Origin of the sequence: Vreelandella aquamarina (assembly GCF_020075495.1) — a bacterium.
Lineage (GTDB): Bacteria > Pseudomonadota > Gammaproteobacteria > Pseudomonadales > Halomonadaceae > Vreelandella > Vreelandella aquamarina_A.
Genome location: NZ_JABYQT010000005.1, coordinates 48,171 through 68,158 on the forward strand (window position 1 = coordinate 48,171; position 19,988 = coordinate 68,158).

Below are 19,988 nucleotides of genomic sequence, written 5' to 3' on the forward strand. Positions count from 1 at the left end.
GTGCTACTCACTCCTTGGGCTGAGACGTTGAAGAGGTGGCAGACTGTTCCGCCGCCCGGCCGCGGGGGCCATGAAAGTAATCCTGAACCCACTCATCGTCGGTGTCGGCCACCTTGTCGATGGTGTCTACCACCAGCACGCGCTTTTGCGAAAGCACCGCGACGCGATCGCAGGCGGCGTACAGCGTATCCAGGTCGTGGGTCACCAGAAACACGCTAAAGCCCAGTGCATCGCGCAGGGTAACCAGCAGCTGGTCAAAGGCGGCCGCACCGATCGGGTCAAGGCCCGCCGTGGGTTCGTCAAGAAACAGGATGTCCGGGTCGAGTGCCAGCGCGCGGGCGAGAGCGGCGCGCTTGATCATCCCGCCAGAAAGCGACTCCGGGTACTGCAAGGCCGCTTCCGGCTCCAGGCCGACCAGGGAAAGTTTCACCCGGGCGATGCGTTCGGCATCCTCTCTTTCAAGCTTGGCGTGTTCGATCAACGGCAGCGCCACGTTTTCCTGAAGGTTGAGCGAGCTGAACAGCGCCCCTTGCTGAAACAGAACGCCAAAACGGCGCTCGATCTGGCTACGCTCTTTATCGTCCAGTTCGCTCAAGTCATTGCCCAGCACCTCGACCTGGCCCGCATCGGGGCGCTTGAGCCCCACGATGCTGCGCAGCAGTACCGATTTACCGGTGCCTGAGCCACCCACCACGCCGAGTATTTCACCGCTCAACAAGTCAAGATCCAGCGATTCGTGCACGACATGATCGCCAAAGCGGTTTTCCAGATCACGCACCTTGATGGCTGCTGTCGATGAGGCGTCGTCAGTTGCCGCGTCCTTTGGGGAATGTTCAGTGCTCACCAACCCATCTCCATGAAAAAGAGCGCGGCCAGCGCATCGATCAGGATCACCATGAAGATGGATTGAACCACGCTGGAGGTCGTATGCGCCCCTACTGACTGAGCGCTGCCACTGACCTTGAAGCCTTCCAGGCAGCCGATAACGGCAATCACGAAGGCAAATACCGGCGCCTTGCTCAAGCCCACCAGAAAATGCACCACCGAGACATCCTTTTGCAGCGTATTCAAAAACTGGCCTGCAGAAATATCCAGCGAAAGCACGGCGACCAGCGCGCCACCCACAAGCCCACTGAGCATACCGATAAAGGCGAGCAGCGGCAGGCTGACCAGCAGCGCCATGACCCGGGGCAGCACCAGAAGCTCAATGGGGTCGAGCCCTTGGGCTTTGAGCGCATCGATCTCTTCGTTGGATTTCATCGCTCCCAACTGGGCAGTGAAGGCGCTGGCCGTACGGCCGGCCAGCAGAATCGCCGCCAGCAGAACGCCGAATTCACGAAGAAACGAAAAGGCCACAAGATCAATGGTATAAACGGTGGCACCAAAGTCTTCCAGCACAGTGGCGCCCAGAAAGGCTACTACCGCGCCGACCATGAAAGTCAGCAGCATGACGATAGGTACCGCGTTCAGGCCGCTTTGTTGAATGTGAGCAACCGTGGCGGTCAAACGCCAGTGGCGCGGCTTCAAAAGGATCTGCGATAAAGTGGTGAGCACCAGGCCGATAAAGGCCAGCAACTGACGCTGTTGGGACCAGAGGCCGGCCATGTGCTCACCGATATTGGCCAGCATGTCGGTAAGGCGCTTGGCAGACTGCGTCTCGACATCCAGCGGCGCACCCATGGCCTCGGCAACGCGCAGTAAAAGCGCCTGCTGCTCCTTGGGTAGCTCGCTTGCCCAGTCATCGACCGTTTGCGCGTTTTCAAGCCCGATGATATCGATGACCAGCATGGCGCCGGCGGTATCCAGGCGCTCGATATCCACCAGCGAGATAGCCTCGGCCCGGGTTTCAAGATAGGGTTTAACCGCATCTTTCAACTGCGGGAAGTGGGCAAGTGTCCACTCGCCCTGCAGCACTAGCTTGTCATCCTGGCGCGTAATCCATTCGCTCGGCATCCCTGCTCCTATACGCCTGTTCCTCGATTGGTCTCTATGATGCATTCAAACAAGCGTTAGGGAAAGGCTGCCTTGGCGAGTTAGCCGATCAATCGGCTCCTCGGTGCCAACTCCTGCTTGATCTGGGTGGCGACCTCCTTGAGCCGAGGGCCCAGGCTATTGACCAGCCGGTCATGGTTCAGGCGCAGGCTGGAACCGCCACAGTTGATCGCCATGATTTCTGCGCCATCTTCAAGAATCAGGGGCATGGCAACGGCGCTGATGTCACGTTGCCAATCCTGTTCAGAGAAGCAGAAGCCATGCTTGGCGTAATCCTCCATGCTGCGCTGAATACCCTTTTCCAGAGCAGGCCAGTCGCTGCCATGAAACGCTGCCAACTCCTGAAGTACCTGCTGGCGCCGGGGAGCGGGTAGACCGCACAGCCAGGCTCGGCCGATGGCGGACGTGGCGATGGGCAACCGTGAGCCGACATCCAGGCGAATTATCAAGGGGCCGCTACCGTGGCAGGTCTCCAGATACACCATGTCGTGACGGTCCGCACTGCCCAGGCTTACGTTGCAATCGGTGGAGTCGGCAAACGTCTGCAGATGCGGGCGGGCAACCTCACGAATGCCCATGTTGGCCAGAAAGCGATAGCCAAGCGCCAGCACACCCGGGCCCAGGCGGTATTTTTCCAGGTGGGTATTGTGCTGAAGGTAACCCAGCTGGGTCAGTGTGTAGGTCAGCCTGGAAACCGTAGGGCGGGGAATGCTCGTGCGTTTGGAAAGCTCGGCGTTGCCCAGATACTCTTCACCCGTGCCAAAAGCACGCAAAAGCTCGAGACCGCGCGCAAGCGCGGTCACGAAGTTGCGATCTTTTCCAGGTAGTTGCGAATCATCGGCTTCAGTGTCGATGGGGTGCATTCAATCTTCCAACAAGAGGTGACTTATGACGTCCATTATCGCATACCTGTATCCGGGCAGCTGTTTTCGCCTTCAACGAACAACATCGTCAACAAGCGTTAACTGTCCAGGCGCTCGATGATCGTCGCGATGCCTTGCCCAACGCCAATGCACATGGTGACCAGCGCATAGCGCCCGCCGCTGGCTTCCAGGTGCCGAAGCGCCGTGAGCGCCAGGCGGGCCCCGGAAGCACCCAGCGGATGGCCGATGGCTATGGCGCCGCCGTTGGCATTCAGCCGGCTGTCGTCGGATGAAAGGCCAAGCTGCTGCACGCAGCCCAGCACCTGAACCGCAAACGCTTCGTTGATCTCGATCACGTCCATCTGGTCAAGCGTAAGGCCCGCACGTGTCAACGCCTTCTTCGAAGCGGGTACCGGGCCCAGCCCCATGACACGCGGGGCTACGCCTGCGACAGCGCTTGCCACAATGCGTCCCCGCGGGGCCAGGCCGACCTTGTCGCCAGCGGCCTTGCTTCCCACGATCAGCGCTGCGGCGCCGTCGTTCAGGCCCGAAGCGTTACCGGCGGTCACCACGCCGCCCTCGAACAGCGCGCTCAGCTTGGCAAGCTTGTCCTCGGTACTCTGCGGGCGCGGGTGTTCATCCTTGTCTACCAGCAGCGGCGGCTGCTTGCGCCCCTGTGGGACTTCGACGCCAACTATTTCGCCCTCAAAAAAGCCGCCGGCCAGCGCTTTCGCGTAGCGGGCCTGGGAGCGCGCGGCGAAGGCGTCGCTTGCTTCGCGGCCAATGTTCAGATCATGGGCTATGTTGTCAGCCGTTTCCGGCATGCTGTGGCTGCCGAACTCTTGGGCAATCCAGGGGTTAGGAAAGCGCGAGCCGATGACGGTATCGAACATGGGCTGGTGGCGGGCGTAGGGCGACTCTGCCTTGCCCAGCACGAAGGGCGCCCGGGACATGGATTCCACGCCACCGGCCAGAAACAGCTCGCCCTCATTCAGGCGCGCGGCGCGGGCGGCGTCCATCATGGCTGAAAGGCCGCTGCCGCACAGACGGTTGACGGTCTGCGCGGCAATATCAATGGGCAGGCCGGCCAACAGGCCACCGTGGCGGGCCACGTTGCGCGAATCCTCGCCGGCCTGGTTGGTGCAGCCGGCCAGTACCTCTTCATAGCTTTCCGGCGCGAAGGGGTTACGTGCCACCAGCGCCTTGAGCGTCAGACCCAGAAGTTCATCCGGACGAATGGCGGCAAGGCTGCCGCCATGGCGGCCAAAGGGTGTGCGGATACCGTCATAAATGTAGGCGTCTTGCATGTAAGGCTCCTTGTTGTCATCAAGCCGCTGTCAGTGACATCGAAAGCTCGGCACGGCGGCGTAGCCAGGGGCTTGGGCGGTAGCGCGGGTCGCCGGTCGCCTCAAGCAAGTTGTTCAAGATCGTCATGATGCGCGCTGCCCCGTAGTGGTCACCCATTTTCAGCGGGCCAAAGGGGTAGCCCAGGCCAAGCTCCACGGCGCGGTCGATGGTGGCAGGGTCGGCCACGCCTTGCTGGGCGATTTCGGCGCCCACATTGACGATACACGCGGTAATGCGCTGCAAAACGAAGCCGTTGCTGTCCGAAAGGGTGCTTACCGGTGTGCCGTCTTGGTGGAGCAGGTGTGCGGCGGCTTGCACGTATTCAGGTTGGGTGATGGGCGTGCCCATCAGGCTGCGGCGCTTCTCGAGCCCGGCGAGCATGTCCACGGCGACGCACCGCCTGGCGTCGAGACCCTGGCGCAGGGCGCAGCCGGTGGCATCTTCACCAAAGGGGGTCAACAGACAAAGCGCTTCGGCGGAGGGCTTTTCACCACTTTCCAGCGTCCAGCCAGCACTTTCGACGAGTTCGGCGAGCAGCTTCGCGCTTTGCGGGTCGTCCTGGCTGATCCATACCGGGCAGGCTGGCACTGAAGCAATTTCAGGCTCGACGGGCATCTGCTGCTGGCCATCTACATAGAGGTAGAAGCCCTCGCCGGTCTTGCGGCCCAGAAGGTTGGCGCTCAAACGCTGGCGCGTGAGCGGAGAAGGGCGAAAACGCGGCTCCTCATAAAACTGGTGGTAGATGGACTCCATCACCGCGTGGGAGACATCCAGCCCGGTCAGATCCAGCAGTGTGAATGGCCCCATGCGAAACCCGCCCTGATCCACCATGATGCGGTCGATAGTGGCCGGGTCGGTCACGCTTTCACCCAGAATACGCAGCGCCTCGGTACCAAAGGCGCGCCCGGCGTGGTTGACCAGAAACCCCGGGGTATCGGTGGTCAGGGCAGTAAAGTGGCCCATGGCCTCACCGAGTGCAGTAACGCGATGGGTAACATCGCTGTGCGTGCGCAGGCCGGGGATGACCTCGACAATCTTCATCAACGGTACGGGGTTGAAGAAGTGAAAGCCGATCACGCGCTCTGGATGCTGACAGGCCGCGGCAATCGCCGTGACCGAAAGCGAAGAGGTGTTGGTAGCAAGCACCGCCTGCGTGCTCACGATGCCTTCCAGTTCGCTGAAAAGCCCCTGCTTGACCTCCAGCTTTTCCACGATCGCCTCAACGACGATATCGCAATCGGCAAGCTCGGTCAGCGCATTGGCTTCGCGCAACTGATTGCTGTACTGCTGCGCCTTTTCAAAAGTAATGCGCTGCTTTTCCGCGCTTCGCTCCCACAAGCCTTCTATGAAGGCTTTAGCCTCTTTGACAGCACCCAGCTGGACATCGAATAGAACGACGTCGAGCCCTGCCTGAGCGGCAAGCTGAGCAATACCCCGGCCCATGGCGCCGGTGCCTACAACGCCGAGTGTGGTAAAGGGAAAGGGGGTCGATTCAAACGCCATAAGCTGGATCCTCGCAGCCATTAATGTCTTTTATACGTTGTGGTTTTGCATTGCAAAATAGTATTCCGATTATTGACTGCCATCCTAGGCTATGCAAAAGTGCCTGACAAGTAATGTGGACGCTGATTTCGCAAAGCGGAATATAGCGGTTCGCAACCCATTATAACCATTCCTTGCCACCAGGAGCCGCCATGATTCGTGACCCCGAACTGATCAGCCAGCTAGTCGATACCATTGCCCGTTTCGTTCGCGAGCGCCTGATTCCCAACGAGGCACGGCTTGCCGAAGAGGACGCCGTGCCGCCGGAGATTCTCGCCGAGATGAAAGAGATGGGCCTTTTCGGACTCTCGATTCCCGAAGAGTACGGCGGCCTTGGTCTGACCATGGAAGAAGAAGCGCTGGTTGCCATGGAGATCGGCAAGACCTCGCCGGCGTTTCGCTCGGTATTTGGCACCAATAATGGTATCGGCGCTCAGGGCATTCTGATTGACGGCACCGAGGAGCAGAAAGCGAAGTACGTACCGCGCCTGGCGACTGGCGAGATCTTGAGCTCGTTCTGCCTGACCGAGCCTGACTCCGGCTCCGACGCGGCCAGCCTGCGTACCACCGCGGTGCGCGATGGCGACCACTACATCCTGAACGGCACCAAGCGCTACATCACCAACGGCCCTGAAGCTGATCTCTATACCGTCATGGCGCGTACCAACCCGGATAATAAAGGCGCTGGCGGTATCTCTGCCTTTATCGTGGAAGGCGACACGCCGGGGCTTCATCGTGGCCCGGCGGATAACAAGATGGGCCAGAAGGGGGCGCATACCTGCGACATCATTTTCGAGAACTGCCGAGTGCCGGCCGAGAACATCATTGGCGGCAAGGAGGGGCAGGGCTTCAAGACCGCCATGAAGGTACTCGACCGCGGCCGGCTGCATATCTCGGCAGTATGCGTGGGGGTGGCCGAGCGTCTGGTGGAGGAGTCGCTGCGCTATACCATGGAGCGCAAGCAGTTTGGCGCGGCCCTGGCCGAGCACCAGCTGATTCAGGCCATGCTTGCCGACAGCAAGACCGAAGCCTACGCCGGCAAGACCATGGTGATGGATGCCGCAAGGCGCAAGGATGCCGGCGAAAACGTCTCGACGCTGGCCTCCTGCTGCAAGCTCTTCTGCGCCGAGATGGTGGGCCGGGTGGCAGACCGTGCGGTGCAGGTGCACGGCGGGGCGGGCTACATGTCCGAATATGCTGTCGAGCGTTTCTACCGCGACGTGCGCTTGTTCCGTATCTATGAAGGCACCACACAGATTCAGCAGATCGTGATTGCCCGGAACATGGTGCGGGAGGCGTCCTGATGGCTCTGTCGGTTACCTACCAGGCGCCGGATGAAGCGATCTTCGGGCACCTGGCCAGTGAACTCATCGCCCAGTTGCCCGAACGACTAAGCACTCGAGTGCTGGAGAACGCCCAGCGCCTGGCTGATCAACCCGCCCTCGTCGACGGTAGCGTGCGCTGGAGTTACGCAGAACTTGGTCAGGAGATATGCGCCGCTTGCGATTGGCTGCGGGGAATGGATATTCGTCCCGGCGACCGGATAATGACGGTGAGCGAAAATTGCCGCGCCCTGGTGGTTCTGCTGCTGGCGGCCAGCGGAATGGATGTCTGGGTGGCGATCGTCAATTCGCGCCTTTCTGCCCAGGAAGTCGATCTGATTCAAGCCAACTGCCTGCCCCGGCGGGTGTTCTATACCTGCGATGCCTCGCCGGAAGCGTGTGCACACGCCGAGCGTCATGGGGCGGGCCGCTACCAGCACCCTCGGCTGGGCGGGCTGGCCATTTCATCTCTTTATGAAACCGACCCTGAGCCGGTATACGCAGGCGGTGCCGAGCAAGTAGCGGCGATGATCTATACCTCGGGCACCACCGGCACGCCCAAGGGCGTCATGCTGACTCACCGTGGCATCCTGTACATTGCCTCGATTTCCGGCGGCATGCGCCACTTGAGCGAAGGCCAGCGGGTGTACGGCGTACTGCCGATGTCGCACGTGTTCGGGCTCTCCTCGGTGTGCATGGGCTCGCTGTACAACGGCGCCTGCCTGTACACCGTGCCGCGCTTTGATGCTAGCCACCTACTTAGCACTCTCAAGAAGGAGCGAATTACCGTTCTTCAGGGCGTACCGGCCATGTATGCCCGTGCGCTTGAGTTTCTCAAGCGTGAACGATGCACGCTCGAGGCTCCGGAACTGATTTATATCTCTGCTGGCGGCTCACCCTTGGATAGCGACACCAAGACCCGTGTGGAAGCGGCGTTCGGGCTGACGCTGCATAACGGTTACGGGCTTACCGAAGCCAGCCCGACGATCAGCCAGACGCGTATCGATGACCGCCACACCAGCAGTACCGTAGGCCGCGTGCTGCCGCTACTCGAGTACCGTCTGGAGCCGCTTGGCGATAGCGGCACGAGCGAGCAGTCCGGCGATGAAGTGGGCGAGCTGTGGGTGCGCGGCCCCAACGTCATGAAAGGCTACTTTCGCCAGCCCGAGGCCACGCGTGTCACCCTGACCGAGGATGGCTGGCTCAATACCGGGGATATCGCGCGCATCGATCACGACGACCAGCTGTATATCGTCGGGCGAAGTAAAGAGCTGATCATTCGCTCGGGATTCAATATCTATCCGCCGGATGTCGAGGCGGTGATCAACGAACACCCGGCGGTCACGCTTACCGCCGTGGTAGGCCGTCAGATTGCCGGAAACGAGGAGGTCGTGGCATTCGTGCAGTGCGAGCCCGGCGTGGAGATCGATATGTCTGAACTCAGAGCCTTTATCGCTGAGCGGCTGGCGCCTTATAAACGTCCCACGCAGATTGTGCTCATGGACGCGCTGCCTTCGACCGCCAGCGGCAAGATTCTCAAGGGGCGGCTGCGGGATCTGGCCCAGCAGGAGGGCGAGTGATGCGCTTGACCGATGAGACACAAACCGGCGATCAGACCGATGAGCCCGGCGGTTTCAATGACCTGCTGGGCTTTTACGTGGTCGAGTGGAGCGAGGCGCGCGCCGTGGTCGAGCTTGCACTGAACGAGAAGCACCTGAACCGCAGCGGCAACGTTCATGGCGGGGTGCTCGCCTCAATGCTGGATAACGCGCTAAGCCTGGCCGGGCTTTACTGCCCGGTGGCGGGTAACGCCCGGCGCGCCGTGACTCTCTCGCTCAGCACCACCTTCGTGGGCCCGGCCAGGTACGGCGTGCTGCGGGCAACTGGCGTGTTGCGCGGCGGTGGGCGCAAGATCTTCATGGCAAGTGCGGATATCGTCGACGCTCAGGGCAACCTTGTCGCCATGGGTGAAGGCTCGTTCAAGCGCCGCCCGGGCAGCGAATCTCCTGAGGGGTTGCCCATTGCGCAGCTGCGGGCGTTTCGCGAGTGACCCTGGCCCGCCTGCGGGTTTCGCTACTGCTGCTGGTTACAAGCGCTACGCTGATCCATCTGGTCGTTGGCAGTAGTGTCGCCCAAGGCATCGGCATTGTCGCGCTCGCAGGCTACCTGGCTACCCTGGCCGGGCAGTTAAGCCGTATGGCCAGGGGGCTGCTGATAGCCGCAGGACTACTGACACTGCTCGCGCTCTGGCGCTCGCCCGCCCCTGGACAGTTGCTGTTTGAGGCCGGAGGCCGCTTTTCCTTCTTCGCCACCTTTGTGGTGGCGCTAAGCATGCTGCGCCTGCCGGCCTATCGCTCGCGCCTGGTGCGCCGCTGCGGACAGAGCATGCTGCTGCAGCCTCCAAGCCGCCGCTATCCGATTCTATCGCTTGGCTCGGCGCTGTTCGGGATTATCCTCAACATCGGCGTGCTCAACCTGTTTGCCGCCATGATCGAGAAAAGCAATACGCTCGAGGCGGCCCAAGGGCGCGCCTGGGTGCGCGAGGCGCGCCGGCGCCGCATGATGCTGGCCCTGTTGCGAGGTTTTGCACTCGCGCCGTTGATTTCCCCCATGGGTATTGGTGTAGCCGTAGTGCTGTCGAGTCTGCCCCAGATCACCTGGTGGGAACTAGCGCCCTTTATTCTGGGCGCGGCTGGGATGATTTTCGCGGTGGGCTGGACGGTTGATTTCTTTACCGGGCCGCATCCCCCTGCCAATCGCGTTCAGCTCGCGTCACCTTCGCTGCGCCCGCTTGGGCAGTTCAGCATGCTGCTGATAGGGATTGTGGCCCTCGTTTTCTCGATTGCGTGGCTTCTGTCGCTACGCCTGCCGATCGCGGCGCTGCTCGGCGCACCCATCGCGGCGCTGGTCTGGCTTGCCTGGCAGCGGCGCAGACTGGGTTATGCAGGCCTGCCAGCCGCTGTCTGCGCGTTGCATCGTCAACTGCCCTGGCTGCTTTCTCCCAGTGCCAACGAAATCGTGGTGCTGGGGGCTGCGGGTTATTTGGGGCATCTGTGTGTGGAGCTGATCGATACCCAGCAGTTGGCGCCACTGCTGGCAGTACTGGATTCGTTGGGCGCCTTTAATGCAGTGCTTGCCATGCTGATGGTAGTGGGGCTCGCTCAGGTGGGTGTCAATCCTATCGTTACCGTGACGCTGCTGGTGGGGATGTTACCGACGCTGCGCATCGAAGGGCTTTCACCGGCCATGGTGGGCGCCTCGCTGATGGTGGGCTGGGCGCTGGCGCTCATGTCTTCCCCCATGACGGCATCGATGCTGATTCTTTCGCGCTTTACCGGGGTCCGGGCGACGTGGATTGGCTATCGCTGGAACGGTCGCTTTCTGGCGATCTCGATTCCTTTATTGGCTGTCTGGTTCATGTGGTCACCGTTTTAAAGCTCCTGCGCGCAGGAAGCGCTTGACCTTTATACGGCGTTTTTTTATTGTATTTTTTATAAATTGAAATGAAATTTCGCTATGCAGAATAAAGATTTGTCGAGATAAGTCTTACTCATGCAAGCGATATGAATACTCGTTTTGATCGCCTGGAGCATGCCTTATGAAAATTCTCGTCGCGGTAAAACGCGTCATCGATTACAACGTCAAGATTCGCGTCAAGGCGGATCACTCCGATGTCGATCTGACCAACGTCAAGATGGCCATGAATCCTTTCTGCGAAATCGCCGTGGAAGAAGCCGTGCGTCTTAAAGAGAAGGGCACTGCCACGGAAGTGGTCGCCGTATCCATCGGCCCGAAGGCTGCCCAGGAGCAGCTGCGCACCGCGCTTGCACTCGGGGCTGACCGGGCGCTTCACATCGAGGCCGGCGAACGTGTCGAATCCCTGGCGGTGGCCAAGCTGCTGGCCAAGGTGGTGGAAGAAGAGCAGCCCGGGCTTGTGATCCTTGGCAAGCAGGCCATCGATACTGACAACAACCAGACCGGCCAGATGCTCGCTGCGCTGGCCAATATGCCTCAGGGCACCTTTGCATCCGAAGTGGTGGTTGAAGGTGACAAGGTCAATGTGACCCGCGAGATCGATGGCGGCCTGCAGACCGTGGCGCTGACGCTGCCCGCAATCCTTACCACCGACCTGCGCTTGAACGAGCCGCGCTATGCCAAGCTTCCCGATATCATGAAGGCCAAGAAGAAGCCGCTGGAGTCCAAGTCGCCGGCTGACTACGGCGTCGAGGTAGCATCAAGAGTGAGCCTGATGAAGGTCGAAACCCCGGCGGAGCGCAAGGGTGGGGTCAAGGTGGCCTCGGTAGATGAGCTGATCGACAAGCTCAAGAACGAAGCCAAAGTGCTTTAAACCAAGGCTGCTTCAACCACTTCCCCGTTTTGAAAAGGAGTCCATACCATGAGCATTCTGGTTCTTGCCGATCTTCATGAAGGCGAGCTTGCCGCCACCACCGCCCACGTCGTGGCCGCCGCCCAGCAGGTTGGCGGTGACATCGATGTGCTGGTAGCCGGTGAAGGCGTTCAAGGCGCAGCTGACGCCGCCGCCAGGTTCGACGGCGTCAGTCGTGTACGTCTGGCCGATCACAGCGTCTACGCCCATCAGCTCGCCGAGCCACTAAGCGCACTGATCGTGGCGCTGGCCGACGACTACACCCATATTCTCTCCAGTGCCTCTACCACGGGCAAGAACGTGCTGCCTCGGGTTGCCGCGCTGAAGGATGTCAGTCAGATTTCCGAGGTGCTGGCCATCGACAGCGCCGATATCTTCAAGCGCCCGATCTACGCCGGTAACGCTATCGCCACGGTGAAAAGCGATGACGCGTTGAAAGTGATGACCGTGCGTACAACGGCATTCGACGCGGTAAGCGAGGGCGGCAGTGCGGCGATTGAAGCTGTCGATACGGTGGTCGAGAACACCCAGTCGCAGTTCGTCAAGGAGGAGCTTGCTCAGTCCGACCGTCCGGAGCTTGGCGGCGCCAGGACCGTGATCTCCGGCGGACGCGGCATGGGCAACGGCGACAACTTCAAGCTGCTCGACGGCATTGCCGACAAGCTGGGCGCGGCGGTGGGTGCCTCCCGCGCGGCGGTGGACGCTGGCTTCGTGCCCAACGACATGCAGGTGGGACAGACCGGCAAGATCGTTGCCCCGGATCTGTACATCGCCGTGGGCATCTCCGGGGCGATCCAGCACCTGGCGGGGATGAAGGACTCCAAGGTGATCGTCGCAATCAACAAGGATGACGAGGCGCCAATCTTCCAGGTGGCAGATTACGGGCTGGTGGGCGATCTATTCGAGCTGCTGCCCGAGCTCGAGAGAAAGCTGTAAAGCGCTCGACACCAAGGCCCCGAAAGGGGCCTTTTGCTGCCTGATATTGAATCACCGACCTGCGAGATGCCCATGATGGATAAACTTACCGCTTCACTGCGCCTGCCGGTCATTGGTTCGCCCATGTTCATCGTCTCGGGCCCGGAGCTTGTCATTGCTCAGTGCCAGGCGGGTATCATCGGCGCGTTTCCCGCCCTCAACGCTCGCCCGGCCGAAGTGCTGCGCGAGTGGCTTGCGCAGATCACCCAGCATCTGGCGCAGTATAATCAAGCGCATTCCGATGCCCCGGCCGCGCCCTTTGCGGTGAATCAGATCGTGCACCCTACCAACGACCGGCTCGAGCACGATGTGGCGCTTTGCGCCGAGTTCGAGGTACCGCTGGTGATTACCAGCCTACATGCGCCGAACCGGGTGGTCGAGCAGGTGCATGCCTATGGCGGGCTTGTATTCCACGATGTGACCACACTGCGCCATGCCAGAAAGGCGGTGGATGCCGGTGTCGATGGCCTGATTCTGGTGTGCCAAGGCGCCGGCGGCCATGCCGGGCGGCTGAATCCGTTTGCCTTCGTGGCAGAGGTGCGCCGGTTCTTCGACGGGCCTTTGGTGCTTGCTGGCGCCATCACCAAAGGCAAGCAGATTGCCGCGGCGCGCGCGTTGGGAGCTGATCTCGTGTATATGGGCACGCGCTTTATCGCCACCCAGGAGGCCCGCGCTCAGGCAGAGTACAAGCAGATGGTGCTGGACGCGGCGGCGGGGGATATCGTCTATACCAATCTGTTTACCGGCGTGCACGGCAACTACCTGCGCCAGAGCATCGCGCAGGCGGGGCTTGACCCGGACGCGCTGCCCGAAAGTGACAAGAGCGCGATGCGCTACGGCTCCGGCGGTAGCAGCAAATCAAAGGCCTGGCGGGATATCTGGGGTGCGGGGCAGGGCGTGGGCGCCATCGATACACTCGGCAGCGTGGCCGACGAAGTGGCTACGCTGAAGGCGGATTATCAAAAGGCCCTGGATCATCTGCGCCGGCTTTGACGAAATGCCGCGACGCGTGCCTTGAAATCGTCGGTGGCCTTGCATTGATCCTGAAGTTCGCCTTCCAGGCGTAGGGTGTCATCCAGCGAAAGCCCGGCGGCCTTGCGCAGCGCGCGCTTGGTTGCCGCCAGAGCCTGGGGCGATTGCGCGACCAGTTGATGGGCAAGCCCACGCGCCTGTGCCACCACTTCGTCATCTCCTACCACACGATTGGCAAGCCCCAGCGTCTGGCAACGCTCGGCATCAATGGGTGTGGCAAGAGCCGCCATCTCGAACGCCTGAGCGTGGCCCAGCTTTCTTGCAAGATGCCAGCAGGCACCGCCGTCGGGTATCAGCCCGATATTGATGAAGGCGAGTTTCAGGTAGGCCGAGCGGCCCATGACCACCATATCGCTTGCCAGTACGTAGGAGACCCCGATGCCCGCCGCGGCACCGCTGACCGCGGCGATGACCGGTTTCTCCATGGCCATCAGGCTTTTCAACGCAGGCAGAAATAGCGTAGCCAGGCGCTCGCTGGCGGGCCGGGCGTCGGCTTTCTCGAACTCGGCAAGATCGGCGCCGGCGCAGAACGCACTGCCTTCACCGCGCAGAATCACGCAGCGCACGCTGGGATCGTCGGCCACCCGCGCCAGCGCTTCATTGAGCGCCAGAGCGGTTTCCTCGTTAAGTGCATTGCGCGCATCTGGCCTGCTGATCGCCACTTCCACCACGCCGTCTTCCAGGTCGGTGGTGGTGACAACGTTACCGGTTTGTGAGGTCATTTAACACTCCTTAAGCGGCGCTGAGCCGATCGCTGACGTGCTCCAGGTGGTAGTCGCTATCGCCCAGGTAGTGATCGAACATTATCAGGTGCCTGGCGTAGGCGGCCACATGGCACTCGTTGGTCATGCCCATGGCACCGTGCAGCTGAATCGCCTGTTCGGCGATAAAGCGCGCGGACTCGCCGCAGTACGCTTTTGCCGCGGCGACCTTGTAGTCGCGCTCATCATTCGCAAGCGTCAGGCTGGTGGCTGCCAGAATCGCCATGGAGCGGGACTGCTCAAGATGCAGATGCATATCTACCATGCGGTGCTGCAGCGCCTGAAACGTCGCCAGAGGCACCCCGAACTGCTTGCGCTCTTTCAGATACGCAAGGGTTTGGTCGCAAGCGGATTCCATGGCGCCAATGGCCTGTGCGCAGAGCGCGGCGCGGCCAATGGCAAGCGTCTCGTCGAGCGCGCTTTCCACGTCCTCGCTCAGGCAGTGCTCCTGGGCAAGCGTGACATTCTCAAGCGTAAGATCCCCGGCGGGCTGCTCGTCCATGGTCTGATAGGTAAAGCTGCGAACGCCGGGAGTGGCCACAGGTACCAAGAACAGCCCCAACTTGCCGCTTTCAAGCTTCGCGGTGACCAGCGTGACGGCAGCGGCGCCGAGGTTCATCACCAGATCCTTGCGGCCACTGAGGTGCCACTGCCCCTCTTTCTGACGTGCTTGGGTAGTCATGGCCTGAGCGTCATAGCGTGCGGCGGTTTCCTGCCAGCCGAGCGCCAGCTGGTGTTCGCCTTCAAGCAGCGGCGCGAGCCAACGCGCGCGCTGGGCATCATCGCCGGTCAGCGCCAGTAGCGTACCCGGCAGCACCAGCCCGAACAGGTAGGGTTCCGGCACCAAGCCCCGGCCAAGCGCCTGCAGGATAATCATCAGGTCGGTGCCGTCGCCGCCAAGTCCGCCGGCTTCTTCGCTGAAAGGCATGTGCAGAAGGCCGAGCTCAGCGAAGGTTTGCCAAAGCGACGAGGCGCCGGGCGAGGGCGCCTGGAGCCGCGTGCGGCGCTGTTCCGGCGAGACGCGGTCGGCCACCAGGCGGGTCAGCGTCTCTTCAAGCATGCGCTGCTCATCGGTTAAAGCAAAATCCATGGTGTCCCCTTACATGCCGAGAATGGTTTTGGCGACGATGCCTTTTTGTATTTCGTTGGCCCCGCCGTAGATCGAAAGCTTGCGCCGGTTGAAGTACTGGGCGCTGGCTGCCGCGCGCTCGGCATAGGCCGCATCGAGCGGTTCGTCGCGATAGAGAAAGTCGGGAAAGAACGCGACGGCTGCCGGGCCAAGCGCCCGCCGGGTCAGCTCGCTGAGCTCCTGGCGAAGCTCCGAGCCCCGCACCTTCAAAAGCGAGCTTTCCGCGCCCGGGGCGCCGCCGCCGCGCGCGGCGGCGATCACGCGCAGATTGGTTACCTCGAGCGCCATCAGTTCGAGCTCGGCTTTCACCACGCGCTGGCGAAAGCTTGGCAGTTCCAACAGGGGCCTGCCGCGGTGCTCGACATGACCCGCCAGCGACTTCAGGTGGCGCAGCGCCTGCTTGGCGTGACCAAGCCCGGCAATACCCGTCCGCTCGTGGGTAAGCAGGAACTTGGCGCAGGTCCAGCCCTGGCCCTCTTCGCCCACGCGGTTTTCCACCGGGACGCGTACGTTATCCAGAAAGACTTCGTTGACTTCGTGCGCGCCATCGAGGGTGACGATCGGGCGCACCGTGATGCCCGGCGTCTGCATGTCGATCAAAAGAAAGCTGATACCGGCCTGCTTCTTGGCAACCGGGTCGGTGCGTACCAGGCAAAACAGCATGTTGGCGTGCTGCCCCAGGGTGGTCCAGGTCTTCTGGCCATTGACCACGTAGTGATCGCCATCGCGCACGGCGCGGGTATTCAGGCTTGCCAGGTCCGAGCCGGCGCCGGGCTCGGAGTAGCCCTGGCACCACCAGTCCCGATTGTCCAGAATGCGCGGCAGGTAGTATGCCTGCTGCTCGGGGGTGCCGAACTTCATGATCACCGGCGCCACCATGTTTACCCCGAAAGGCACCACGGTGGGGGCGTGGGCGGCGGCGCACTCTTCATCGAAGATATGGCGCTGCACCGGACCCCAGCCTGGGCCGCCGTGCTCGACAGGCCAGTTGGCGCCAAGCCAGCCCTGCTCGCTGAGCAGGGTCTGCCAACGCAGGTAGTCATCGGCACGCAAATGGCGCCCAAGACGTACGCGCTCGCGGATGTCCTCGGGCAGGTTATCAGCGAGAAACTGACACACTTCGGCGCGAAAGGCCTGCTCCTCGGGACTAAAGGTAAGATTCATGATCAGGACTCCTTGGCAAGCGTGGCCTGGCGATGGGGTCCGCCCAGGTGGCGCGGATAGTTCAACGCTTCCACGGCCAGCAGATCGATATCACTTTCCCGGTAGCATTCGCCGCGCGCGGCGATTCCCAGGCTTGCGGCTTCGAGCGCCGTCTGGGCTTTTTCAGCGCCCCCCTTCGCGGCGGCGCTGAGCGTGCCGAGTAGACTTTTCTGTCTGCTGACTACCACGCTTAGGCGCAGCGCTTTTAACGTGAGCGCGACGCGCTGCTGGGCCAGGCCATCGACGCCGTGATTGACCAGCTCATCAAATGCGCCGCTTTCGGCGAGCACCAGACTAAGCCCCGCATCGGATTCGCCTTGCCCGAGATGCTCGAGGGTTAAACGCACGGCGCCTGTCGGACATCCCTCAGCCGTAACATCCGGGGCGAGGATGCAAAGCTCGGTGTCCGCGTTCGGGGCACTAGCAAGCTCGAGCCAGTCGCGCGGCGCGGCCGCTTGAAGCTTCTCGAATAGCGGGTGCTTGCCGATCAAGGCGAGGCGCTTGAACGGTTCGGCGTTTTCGACATCCGGCACCTGGTGTGGGCTGCGCGCAGCGAAGAACAGGTGAATCAGCCCGGCGCGCTGGGGCGACTCCATGCACGCCATGAAAAGCGCTCGTTCGAGGTCGAGACCTTCCTGAAGCGACGCTGAGGTAGTACATGCCTCGACGGCCTCGACGATACGAAACGGCGAGAAAAGCTCGGGCGCCTCACGCTCCAGCCGCGCTGTCATCGCCGCGATAGCATCAGCATCGGGCGCTGGGGCAGGCAGCTCGCCGGTCACCCGGGGCTGGATGCGCCCGGCCGCGGCGTCCTGCGCCGCTGCCAGACCTGCATCCAGAGGCGTTTGTGCTGTGCTTACGACATCGATGATGCCCGCGGCAAGCGCTTCATCAGCGCCTACGAAGCGCCCGCTGGTGATCATATCCAACGCAAACGACACTCCGGCCAGGCGCGGCAGGCGCTGGGTGCCGCCGGCACCGGGCAGAAGCCCTAGCTTCACCTCCGGCAGGCCCACGTGCGTGCCTTTCAGAGCAACCCGATAGTGACACCCCAGCGCCACTTCCAGCCCGCCCCCCAGCGCGGTGCCGTGGAGTACGGCGATAAGCGGCTTGGGGCTGGCTTCGAGCGCGGTGATGACCTCGGGAAGTATAGGCGCCTGGGAAGGCTTGCCGAATTCGCGAATGTCCGCCCCGGCAATAAAGGTACGCCCGCTTGCCAGCAGCACCAGCGTCTGGGTTTGAGGGTCGGCAATGCCCTCATCAAGCGCGTCGATCAAGCCGCTACGCACGGCATGGCTCAGAGCATTGACGGGCGGGTTGTCGATTTCGATGACGCCGATATCGCCGTGGCGCTGATACGAGACGGTCATGGCTTACTCGCTCTGTTTTGTATAGTGAATATTTGGTTATCAAGTGGGGTTAAGTGAGGTCAGTAAACGCTGGTGGCGTTTTTGGCTCAGGCGCGCCAGTAAAATACCCGGTAGCAAAGCAGCAAGCGCCAGACCAATCAGCTCAAGCTGACTGAGCGGTACCATGCCGCCGCCGGGCAGGGCCAGCAAAAGCCCCGCGATCAGTACCAGGCCGCGAATGACGAATTCCTGCAGCGCTCCAAAACCGAGTCTGCCCACGCCCATCAGGTAGCCCTGCATGGCCGAGGCGAACAAGATGATGCCCACGACCGCCTGGAGAAACACGGCCACGATCAACAGTGGCGCACCCTGCATGATCAGCGCCGGGTTGAGCACGAACAGAAACGGAATGAAGTAGATCACGCTACCCAGACGCATGGCTTGCAGGCCGGTAGCCATAGGGCGGGCGCCGGCTACCGTGGCCGCAGCAAAGGCGCCGAGTGCTACCGGCGGGGTGATAAAGCTCAGCATGCCCCAGTACAGAATGAACATGTGTACCGCCATCGGGTCCAGCCCGCCGCCCTGGATCAATGCCGGGGCCAGCGCGACCGCCAGGAAGATGTAGGCGGCGGTAACGGTCATGCCAATACCCAGCACGAAACTGGTGACCGCGCCCATGATCAATAGAAGCGGCACGCTGCCACCGGCGATATTGATGAAGTCGTTGGCGATGGTGCCGGAGAGCCCGGTCATGGAAAGCGCACCCACGAGCATCCCCACACCGGCCAGAATCGCGATCAGCTCGGCAAACAGCTTGGCCGCCGAGGAGAGTGTGTCGGCCACGTCCGACCAGCCCCAGCGGTTGTGCCGGGAGAGCTGGTTGAGCACCAGCAGAAGCGCAGTTGCATAGAAGGGGGCGACGGCTTCGCGCTGCATCACCAGCAGCATCCATACCAGCAGGGCGAAGACAAAGATGAAGTACCAGCCCTCTTTCAGCGTCTGTTTCAGCGAGGGCAGCTCCACGGCGGGCAGGCCCTTGATGTCGTTGCGCGCGGCGTAGGCGTCGATCTGGATGAACAGGCCCAGAAAGTAGAGAATCGACGGGATGACCGCGGCCAGCGCCACGGCAGAGTAGGGAATATCCAGAAACATCGCCATGACGAAGGCAGTGGCGCCCATCACCGGCGGCATCAGCACCCCGCCGGTAGAGGCGCAGGCTTCCACCCCGCCGGCAAACGAGCGGCTCATGCCGATCCGCCGCATGGCGGGGATCGACAGCACGCCGGTAGTCAAGACGTTGCTGATCACGCTGCCGCTCATCGAGCCCATAAGGCCGCTCGAAAAGATCGATACCTTGGCCGGGCCGCCGCGCACATGCCCCAGCAGTGCAAACGCCAGGTTGATGAAGAACTTGCCGCCGCCGCTTTTTTGCAGCACCACTCCAAAGACCAGAAAGCCGATGACCAGCCCGGCAAAGGCCTGCAGCGGCACGCCCATGATGCTTTCGGTGCTCATGGTGTGATACATCGCGGTCTGTTCAAGCGTGGAGGGGAACGCCTGGATAGGGCCGGGCACGATATCGGCGACCAGCGGATAGAGCGAGAACACCGCGGCAATGATGGCGATGGGCCAACCCCCCGCCCGGCGCGCCGCTTCGATGATCAAGAGCCAGTAGGCGTAGCTTGCGAAGATGGCCAGGTCCGGGGCGGAAAATGCCCAGCCGCGTTCGAGAATGGGCACGGCGTTATAGACGAAGTAGCCACCTACCGTGAGCGTCGCGGCGCTCAGCAGGTAGTCGTACCAGGGGATGGGGCTGTCCTGCTGACGGCTGCTCAATGGCCAGAGCAGAAAGACCAGCGGCAGCAGCAGCGCCACCACGGCGTAATAGAACTGTGTTTCGAGCCCTGTCACGAAGGTCAAAAGACCGGTGTTGAACAGATAGTCCAGGGTCATCAGCATCAACAGCACGGTAATGAAGGCCGGTATCCAGCGTAGCGCCAGGGGAAGCTCGCGAATCTGGCTGATCTTTTCTTTGACCTGCTGATGATCCGCAGGCGGAGTATGGGTGGTCATAGGGCGTTCCATC

17 protein-coding genes are annotated in these 19,988 nt (G+C 61.8%); 7 read left to right on the top strand and 10 right to left on the bottom strand.

Translation table 11 applies throughout. The features are described from left to right. Positions 1-7 precede the first annotated feature (7 nt). The 5 genes from HW452_RS09680 to HW452_RS09700 form a co-directional block, all read right to left on the bottom strand. Positions 8-847 (bottom strand): ABC transporter ATP-binding protein, encoded by an 840-nt coding sequence (locus HW452_RS09680; RefSeq protein WP_425348102.1) that lies wholly within the window; start codon positions 845-847, stop codon positions 8-10. Continuing rightward, positions 841-1,953: an MlaE family ABC transporter permease gene (locus HW452_RS09685; RefSeq protein ID WP_224105902.1), complete on the bottom strand. Its 1,113-nt coding sequence runs from the start codon at positions 1,951-1,953 to the stop codon at positions 841-843. Before HW452_RS09685 ends, HW452_RS09680 begins: the two co-directional genes overlap by 7 nt. 80 nt (positions 1,954-2,033) lie before the next feature. Further along, positions 2,034-2,855, bottom strand: a complete 822-nt coding sequence (locus HW452_RS09690; protein ID WP_224105903.1) for an IclR family transcriptional regulator — start codon at positions 2,853-2,855, stop codon at positions 2,034-2,036. 98 nt (positions 2,856-2,953) lie between these two features. Beyond that, positions 2,954-4,162, bottom strand: coding sequence for a 3-oxoadipyl-CoA thiolase (locus tag HW452_RS09695; protein WP_224105904.1), 1,209 nt, complete (start codon positions 4,160-4,162; stop codon positions 2,954-2,956). A gap of 19 nt (positions 4,163-4,181) precedes the next feature. Continuing rightward, a complete protein-coding gene (locus HW452_RS09700; protein WP_224105905.1) occupies positions 4,182-5,705 on the bottom strand; it encodes a 3-hydroxyacyl-CoA dehydrogenase in 1,524 nt (507 codons plus the stop codon). A gap of 191 nt (positions 5,706-5,896) precedes the next feature. Here HW452_RS09700 and HW452_RS09705 point away from each other — a divergent pair, with 191 nt between their 5' ends. The 7 genes from HW452_RS09705 (at position 5,897) to HW452_RS09735 (ending at position 13,421) form a co-directional block, all read left to right on the top strand. Further along, the gene (locus HW452_RS09705) at positions 5,897-7,048 is read left to right on the top strand and encodes an acyl-CoA dehydrogenase family protein (RefSeq protein ID WP_224105906.1); all 1,152 of its coding nucleotides are present in this window, start codon (positions 5,897-5,899) and stop codon (positions 7,046-7,048) included. Then, positions 7,048-8,646 carry a class I adenylate-forming enzyme family protein gene (locus HW452_RS09710; RefSeq protein ID WP_224105907.1) on the top strand — a complete coding sequence of 533 codons (1,599 nt, stop codon included), beginning with the start codon at positions 7,048-7,050 and terminating at the stop codon, positions 8,644-8,646. Before HW452_RS09705 ends, HW452_RS09710 begins: the two co-directional genes overlap by 1 nt. After that, positions 8,646-9,116, top strand: coding sequence for a PaaI family thioesterase (locus HW452_RS09715; protein ID WP_224105908.1), 471 nt, complete (start codon positions 8,646-8,648; stop codon positions 9,114-9,116). The genes HW452_RS09710 and HW452_RS09715 overlap by 1 nt, the downstream gene beginning before the upstream one ends. Further along, complete coding sequence (locus tag HW452_RS09720) at positions 9,113-10,501, top strand: hypothetical protein (protein WP_224105909.1); 1,389 nt, start codon at positions 9,113-9,115, stop codon at positions 10,499-10,501. The genes HW452_RS09715 and HW452_RS09720 overlap by 4 nt, the downstream gene beginning before the upstream one ends. 163 nt (positions 10,502-10,664) lie before the next feature. Further along, the gene (locus tag HW452_RS09725) at positions 10,665-11,414 is read left to right on the top strand and encodes an electron transfer flavoprotein subunit beta/FixA family protein (protein ID WP_224105910.1); all 750 of its coding nucleotides are present in this window, start codon (positions 10,665-10,667) and stop codon (positions 11,412-11,414) included. Between the two features lie 48 nt (positions 11,415-11,462). Continuing rightward, positions 11,463-12,389, top strand: coding sequence for an electron transfer flavoprotein subunit alpha/FixB family protein (locus tag HW452_RS09730; protein ID WP_224105911.1), 927 nt, complete (start codon positions 11,463-11,465; stop codon positions 12,387-12,389). A 72-nt stretch (positions 12,390-12,461) separates the two neighbouring features. Then, positions 12,462-13,421 carry an NAD(P)H-dependent flavin oxidoreductase gene (locus tag HW452_RS09735; RefSeq protein WP_224105912.1) on the top strand — a complete coding sequence of 320 codons (960 nt, stop codon included), beginning with the start codon at positions 12,462-12,464 and terminating at the stop codon, positions 13,419-13,421. Here HW452_RS09735 and HW452_RS09740 read toward each other — a convergent pair. Genes HW452_RS09740 through HW452_RS09760 form a run of 5 tightly spaced genes read right to left on the bottom strand, consistent with a single transcriptional unit; the run spans position 13,403 to position 19,975 of the window. Further along, positions 13,403-14,182: an enoyl-CoA hydratase/isomerase family protein gene (locus HW452_RS09740; protein ID WP_224105913.1), complete on the bottom strand. Its 780-nt coding sequence runs from the start codon at positions 14,180-14,182 to the stop codon at positions 13,403-13,405. The genes HW452_RS09735 and HW452_RS09740 overlap by 19 nt on opposite strands. A gap of 10 nt (positions 14,183-14,192) precedes the next feature. Beyond that, positions 14,193-15,311: an acyl-CoA dehydrogenase family protein gene (locus tag HW452_RS09745; RefSeq protein ID WP_224105914.1), complete on the bottom strand. Its 1,119-nt coding sequence runs from the start codon at positions 15,309-15,311 to the stop codon at positions 14,193-14,195. Positions 15,312-15,320: 9 nt separating this feature from the next. Beyond that, complete coding sequence (locus HW452_RS09750; protein ID WP_224105915.1) at positions 15,321-16,514, bottom strand: acyl-CoA dehydrogenase family protein; 1,194 nt, start codon at positions 16,512-16,514, stop codon at positions 15,321-15,323. Positions 16,515-16,516: 2 nt separating this feature from the next. Beyond that, the gene (locus tag HW452_RS09755; protein ID WP_224105916.1) at positions 16,517-17,923 is read right to left on the bottom strand and encodes an enoyl-CoA hydratase/isomerase family protein; all 1,407 of its coding nucleotides are present in this window, start codon (positions 17,921-17,923) and stop codon (positions 16,517-16,519) included. A gap of 39 nt (positions 17,924-17,962) precedes the next feature. Continuing rightward, on the bottom strand, positions 17,963-19,975 hold the full coding sequence (locus tag HW452_RS09760; RefSeq protein ID WP_224105917.1) for a TRAP transporter permease: 2,013 nt from the start codon (positions 19,973-19,975) through the stop codon (positions 17,963-17,965). Positions 19,976-19,988: the final 13 nt, after the last annotated feature.